Source organism: Nostoc sp., from assembly GCF_036918245.1.
In the GTDB taxonomy this organism is placed as follows: Bacteria; Cyanobacteriota; Cyanobacteriia; order Cyanobacteriales; family Nostocaceae; genus Nostoc.
The window spans coordinates 53,025-60,306 of sequence record NZ_JBALEF010000100.1 but is presented as its reverse complement, the minus strand read 5'-3'; the positions used below and the strand labels follow the sequence as shown (position 1 = coordinate 60,306).

Genomic DNA, 7,282 nt, shown 5'->3' with positions numbered 1-7,282 from the left:
ATTTGTTATTTCGGCGAACTCATTTGTTATTTTGGCGAACTCATTTGTTATTTCGGCGAACTCATTTGTTATTTTGGCGAACTCATTTGTTATTTCGGCGAACTCATTTGTTATTTTGGCGAACTCATTTGTTATTTTGGCGAACTCATTTGTTATTTTGGCGTGGACATAACGCACTCTACTGGCGTGTCATTACTCAAATGTTGCAAAAAAATTGTAGGTTGGGTTGACGTAAGGAAACCCAACCTACACCTAATGCACTATTTTAGCCAATACGCGCTACTACGAAACTACTAGAAGAGTTGAAACCTATGCTGGTCATACTTGTGTGTACACTGTAGCCTGCTCCCTTGCTCCCCACTCCGGCTCACTGTTGACTCAACTCGATAATATTCCCATCAGGATCTTGAGTGAAGAGGGCAGCGCGACCGGAGGCGCTAGCTTGAATGGGATAATTCTGCTTGAGGAATTCCAGTTTAGCGGCGTCTAAGTCAGCTACTGTGAAGGCGACATGGGGATTACGTCCCCATTTTTTGTTCGGGTTTTCCGTGGGGACAGTGGTTGCAACTATCAGGTGAATTTGATAGTCGCCAACTTGATACCATGCACCAGGGTAGTTTAGGGAACGATCTATTTTGGATAATCCCAGTACTTTGCCATAAAAATGTTCAGAGCGTTCTAAGTCAGTCACAAGAATCGCTGTATGGAGACTTTGGGTAATCTGCATTGTTAGTAAGATGTGATCGCGTTTATTTAGATTCTGGCGTAGTTTGAACTCTTTCGGAGAGTGAGGGAGGTAGGAGGAGAAGAATTAATAACCAACGCCTAATGACAAAGGACAAATGACAAATACCATCACAGACTTAAAGGCAGCTGAACTGTAAACGTTGTCCAGCCCTGAGAACTGGTAACTTCAATCGTGCCTTGGAGATATTCTACTAACTTCTTAACCAATGTTAAACCTAATCCTGTGCCGCTCTGTTGCCAGCGATCGCTTTCAGGAATGCGGTAAAACGGCTCGAAAATTCGAGATTGTTCTTTTTTCGGAATTATCACCCCAGAATTACTAATTGTGATTTGAAAATAAGGAACTTGGAAATTATGTAATATACCAGATTTAGCATCCTCATTGATCAGACTTTTTGTGATGTCAATTACCTGAACATTTAACACAATCTGTCCATCAGGCGGAGTGTATTTACAAGCATTGTTGAGTAACTCTGAGACAATTTCAGTCAGACTAGCCAAGTCTGAAACTAAAGGTGGTAAATCTGGAAAAACACTAACTTGAAAAGATTGTTGTCTAGCTTTAGCACGTTCGTGAAAAGACTCGGCAATGTGAGGCAGCCAGTTTTGGAGTTTAATTGAAGTTAATTCCAATGGATAGACATCTGCATCAATCATTCGTAGATGCAGTAAATTGTCAACCAACTCTAGTTCTTGTTCGCACTGATCGCGCAAAATAGTTAAGTAGCGGGCTACAGATTCAGATGGAGAAAGTGTGTTTGAATTTAAGATCCCCTGCCGATCGAGAATATTTTCTAGCACAGAGATTGCCATTTTGATGTTTGACAAGGGCGTTCGCATTTCATGAGAAGTGGTTGCCAGAAAATCCTCTTTTAACTGGTTCAGGCGTTGAAGTTCTGCCACACGAATTTCTAGTTGTTGGGCGCGTTCAGCTGCGAGATTACGTTCTTCGGTTAACCGTCGTTGCGTGTCATCCCGGAAAACAAATACGGCTCCAGTAATTACACCACTGTTATTTCTCACGGGAGTAGCACTATCAGCTATTGGTATAGTTATCCCGTCTTTAGCAACCAGTAGGATGCCACTGCCCAAATATATAGTAGTTTCTTGTTGGAGGGCTGCAATAATTGGATTTTCTATCGGCAACTGAGTTTGTTCATCAATGATTTTGATAACTTCAGTTAACATCTTGTCTTTAGCTTCATTCCATTGCCACCCTGTCAGAGCTTCAGCCACCTGATTGATGTATTTAATATTTAATTCAGTATCGACTACAATTACCCCATCGCCCATTTCCCGAAGCACAGAACTCAAAAATTGCTCGCGATCGTAGCGATTGAGTGCTGTTTGAATGGCAACGTAAAGTTCTTGCTCCTTAATGGGTTTGAGAATGTATCCAAAGGGGGATGTCAGCGTTGCTCGCTCAACAGTACTTTGATCGGAGTGGCCTGTGACGTAAATAATCGGAATTTGCAAATGATGCCAAATTTGCTCTGCTGCTTGGATGCCGTCCATTTCACCTCGTAACCTGATATCCATTAAAATCAAGTTTGGGCGTAATTCAGTTGCTTTTGCAATTGCTCCTTCTGCAGAATCAGCAATATCTAAAACAACGTATCCTAAAGACTCTAAACTTTCTTGTAAGTTGATAGCAAGGATATATTCATCTTCAACAACAAGGACTCGAACTGTCTCTTTTGTCTGCGTGTTTGATGATATGCCAATTATTTTCATCATGTCATGCCCGACTGTTTGTAAAAGTAATCTTGAACTCTGTTCCCTGTTGAGAGTCAATTTCAAGCTTTCCCCTTAGCTGCTTGACTAAACCCTGGACAAGGGTTATGCCCAGCGTTTTAGTTTTCTTACTATCAAAGTTTTCAGGTAAGCCAACACCATTATCTCTAATAATGAGTATCAAAGTAGATGCGGATTCTTGATAAAACCTAACCTCAATTTTTCCTCCAAGATTACCAAGAAATGCGTATTTCAAAGCATTGGAAACCAGTTCGTTGATAATCAAGCCACAAGGAATGGCGGTTTCGATGTCAAGGCTAGCATTATCAACTTGAATATTTAGTTGAATCTGGCTGGAACTGACATTATAGGAATCAAATAAATGAGTTGTTAAATCTGGAATGTATTGAGCGAAATCAATATCAGCGAGGTCTTCAGAACGGTATAGTTTTTCATGAACTAGAGCAATGGAAGCAATGCGGTTTTGGCTATCGCGCAAAATAGCTGTCACCACAGGATCTTGTGTTCGTCTGCATTGCATTTGCAGCAAACTGCTAACAATTCCTAAATTGTTCTTAACACGATGATGAATTTCTTTGAGTAATACCTCTTTTTCTTTCAGAGAGGCTTTGATTTTTTCCTCCGCTTGCTTTTGCTCAGTGATATCTTGTTGGATAGCCACAAGGACGCTTCCATGCTCAGGATGTTCAAAAACGGAAGCGGTAGCGCTACACCAGAATGGAGTGCCATCTTTTTTAAGATTATGGACTTCATAGGTTACTTCACTGTGTTCCAAAACAGCAGTTCTAATCGCCTGACTAACATCTTCAAGTGTATTATTTTCATCACCGTAGTTGGCAATCGACACATGCTGACCGATTAATTCATCAGGGTCATAGCCAAACATCTGCTCGAATTTAGGATTGGCGTAGACAAACACGCCATCTATAGCACGAACTAGGCAAATTCCTTCTGCCATGTTGCGGGTAATGACTGCTTGCAACTCTAACATTTGTTCAGCGCGTTTGCGATCGCTGATTTCAACTACGACAATGCCTATGCTAATCGGTTCATCGGCTTCAGACTGAATGGGAAAATAGGAAGCTAGCCAAGTCCTGATTACACCTGGAAATTTTGGGGTTTCTCCACTGATTTCCAAATCTAAAATCGGTTCACCCGTTGTTAAGACATGTTGAAAGAGTTGCTCTTGCTTTGGTGCTATATCAGGGACAATCTCCCACGGTGTCTTGCCAATATGTGCCGCTGCGGGAATGCCATTAATTTCTGCTAATGCTTCATTAATGAATGAATAACGTAGTTCCCGATCCATAATCGTTATACCAACAGGTGCATTATTGATAAAGGTATCCAATAACTTTTGTTTGTGAGCCAGTTCTCGCTCTAAAATCTTACGTTCTGTGATATCGATCGCCACCCTACCCACTAGCTTTTGTGCAGACAATCCAAGAATCGGGAATTTGTATACCAAGAACTCACCAAGGATACCATCTGGTCGGGGAGCAACTTCAATTACCTCAATTACCTGATTTGTCTGTGTGATTGTCTGAATATGATCGAAATGCTGCCGAGCAATTTCATCTGGGTAGAGGTCAGAAATAAATTGCCCAATCACCTGTTCGGGTAGTAATTTAAATGTCCGCAGGTATGTTTGATTTAAGTAAAGTACACGCCCATCTGTATCAGTGATCCAAGCTAGCACTGGGCTGTTGTTCATAAATGCCTGGAACCGGGCTTCACTTTCTTGCAAGGCTGCTTCTGCTTGCTGACGCTCACTTCTATCAATAATTACCCCTAACATCCGTACAGGCTTGCCTGCTTCGTTGTAAACGCCACGTCCTTTCCCCGTGAGCCAGTGAACCCTACCATCGGGAAAAATCACTCGATATTCACCTTGAAAATTAATATGTTGTGCCAGTGCATTTGATACAGCCTGTTCAATTCGGTCAACATCCTCTGGATGCACGCGATCGCGCCATAGTTGATAGCTGGCTGCTGATATTTCTGGCTCTAAACCTAACAAACGATAATGGTTGTCATTCCAGATAACTTCGCCTGTTTGAACATTCCAATCCCAAAGACCGATGTGGTTAAATTCCAACGTTAGCCTCAGTTGTTCTTCACTTTTGGCTAAGGCTGCTTCGGCTTGTTTGTGTTCGCGTAGTGCGGCTTGTTGATCGCTGATATCCCGATGAGTACCAGTCATTCGCAGAGGATTACCATATCCATCTCGCATCACAACCTTGCCGTAGTTGGCAATCCATTTGCATTCGCCCGACTTAGTTCGGAGTTGATAGTCAAATTTGTACGGTGCTGAACTATCCTTTAGGTGAGCTGCCAAGATTTTCTCCACCCAAGGTAGATCGTCTGGATGAACTAATCGCTCCCAGGTACTAAAATCCTGTGAGAGTTCATCAAAGCGGTATCCGAGCATTTCTAAATAGCGAGGGCTGTAATACACCTCTCTAGTCAAAATATTCCAGTCCCACAAACCATCCCCAGAAGCCTCAAGGGCTAATTGTAGTCGTTCCTCACTTTCTCGGAGAGCTATTTCTGCTTGTTTGTGCTCTTCTTCATCATGCTTCCGTGCAGTAATATCCGTGATTCGTACCAGTTGCATCACAGTACCCGCGACTGTGATTTGTTTGGCGGCGATGTTTCCCCAAAAGGGTTTGCCTTGCTTGGTAATGTATTCAATTTCTCGACTCCAAAACCCTTGCTGGTTAATTTCTTCCACAAAGGTGGCAATCTCATCAGAGGTGAACGGTTGTTTTTGCAGAGTGTTACCTTCAATATTAATCAGTTCAGCTTTGCTAGAAGCTTGAAATAGCTTCACTGCTCGATCATTACAGTCAGCGATTAGTAATGTTTCGACATCTACCAAAAAGAGTGCATCAGCGGATTCATTATAAACAGCTTCTAGCAGATCACGACTACGAATAATTTCTAATTCGGTTTGTTTTCGTTGTGTAATATCTAGAACCACTCCCAACAGCTTAACTGGCTGCCCTTGAGCGTCATAAGCTATCTCTGCTTTCGACTCAATGTAGCGCACCGAACCATCAGGTCGGATAATTCGATACTCAACATTGAAAGGGGTTATTTGGGTGTAGGCGTAGCCCCTCGTAGACATCACCTGTTCCAGTTGAGCCTCCATCCAGTCGCGATCGTCTGGGTGAATTATTTGGAGAAATTCCGCCTGGGTGGGTTCGCTTTGAGTTGGATTTAGACCAAAGATGTGAAAGGTTTCTATTGACCAGCAGCGCTTTTTCGTTTCTAAGTTAAATTCCCAACTGCCTGTATGGGCGATTTGTTGAGTAATGGCTAGCAGTGCTTCACTTTGTTGGAGTTTTTCTTCAGCCTGTTTGAGTTCGGTGATATCTCGCCCTTCTGGAATCAACAAAACAACTTGACCTGTCTCGTCTAAAAGCGGACGGAGTGAAAAATCGATTGTTGCTACCCGGTTATTTGCACCGAGAACATCAACTTCATAGCGGATAAACTCCCCTTGGGCTGCACGAGCGATCGCTTGTTTTAATTCTGCTTGAGTTTGCGGTGAAATTGTCCACCAGTGTGCTTCCCAAAAAGGGCGATCAATGACATCTTCCAGTTTCAGTCCGGCAAAACTTAGCACCGTCTGGTTCGCCTCCAGTAAAATGCCAGCTGGCGTTAGCAGTCCTATGAACTGGAAAGTGTTATTGAAAATGGCGCAAAAACGGCGATCGCTTTGGTGCAATTTGGCAGTGTGTTCTTGTACCTTGGCTTCTAACTCGGTGTTGAGGGTTTCGAGATTGTGGTAAAGTTGGGCTTGTTGGATAGCGATCGCTAGTTGCACCGTCAGTTGCTTGAGCAATTCCACCTCAAATGTCTGCCATTGTCGCGGAGCAGAACATTGATGTGCGATAAATAGCCCCCAAAGTTCAACTGCTTGAGTCCCCTTGCTTTCTAACAAAATGGGGACAACTAAATTCGCCTTCACCTGAAACTGTTGCAAAAGTTGAATATGGCAATCACTTAAACCTGCTTCGTAGATGTTCGTCGCTGCCCAAATTTTTCCTCGGCGATATTCTCCCCCCTGATTTTCCTGAAAATAGGTATCTTCAATCTCCAGCCTTAAGATTGGTGTCCATTGGGGTAATACCGACTCCGCTACGATGTTACCCTGCATTTGAGGCGTAAATTGATACAGCAGTACCCGATCGGCGCCCAGTAACTGGCGGACTTCTTGAACAGTCGTGGCAAGGATATCTTGAAGCTTCAACGATTGGCGAATATTAAGAGCGATCGTTCCTACTAACTTTTGTTGTTCCTGTTCTTGTTTTAGCTGCCGCATTAGCTGCCTCTGCTTGATCGCCCCATGAACCGCTTGACGTAAATTATCAGAGGTCAGTTTTCCCTTGACTAGATAATCTTGCGCCCCACTCTTGATAGCTTGAACTGCGATCGTTTCGTCTCCCTGTCCAGTGAGCATAATTACTGAAATTTGGCTGTTAGAAGTTTGCCTCTGTAGCTTAGTGAGAAATTCCAGCCCGTCTAAATCTGGTAATCGATAGTCCAACAAAATCACATCTGGTATTTTCCCTTGACAAGCTTGTAGCGCCTTATTTCCAGACTCAAATTCGTAAATATCATAAGTGTAGCGATCGTCTTGCTCTAAAAAGCGTCGATACAAAGCTCTATCTTCAGCAGAGTCTTCTACAAAAAATACAGTTGTCATGTTGTATATTGTGCCCTCCTAAGACACCTGCGGGAGCGGGGGAGCAGAGGAGACAAGGTGACTTGA

The 7,282-nt window shown here is 43.0% G+C and carries 4 protein-coding genes; 1 reads left to right on the top strand and 3 read right to left on the bottom strand.

Annotation, left to right across the window (positions count from 1 at the left end; all coding sequences use genetic code 11):
* Positions 1 to 230 (top strand): hypothetical protein (locus V7L12_RS28925; RefSeq protein WP_335089633.1); only part of this gene is annotated, 230 nt, incomplete at its 5' end.
* A gap of 137 nt (positions 231 to 367) precedes the next feature.
* Here the strand turns inward: V7L12_RS28925 and V7L12_RS28920 are convergent.
* The 3 genes from V7L12_RS28920 to V7L12_RS28910 form a co-directional block, all read right to left on the bottom strand.
* Positions 368 to 727 (bottom strand): VOC family protein, encoded by a 360-nt coding sequence (locus V7L12_RS28920; protein ID WP_335089632.1) that lies wholly within the window; start codon positions 725 to 727, stop codon positions 368 to 370.
* Positions 728 to 855: 128 nt separating this feature from the next.
* Positions 856 to 2,484, bottom strand: a complete 1,629-nt coding sequence (locus tag V7L12_RS28915) for a hybrid sensor histidine kinase/response regulator (protein ID WP_335089630.1) — start codon at positions 2,482 to 2,484, stop codon at positions 856 to 858.
* Position 2,485: 1 nt separating this feature from the next.
* A complete protein-coding gene (locus V7L12_RS28910) occupies positions 2,486 to 7,216 on the bottom strand; it encodes a PAS domain S-box protein (RefSeq protein WP_335089628.1) in 4,731 nt (1,576 codons plus the stop codon).
* Between the last annotated feature and the right edge of the window lie 66 nt (positions 7,217 to 7,282).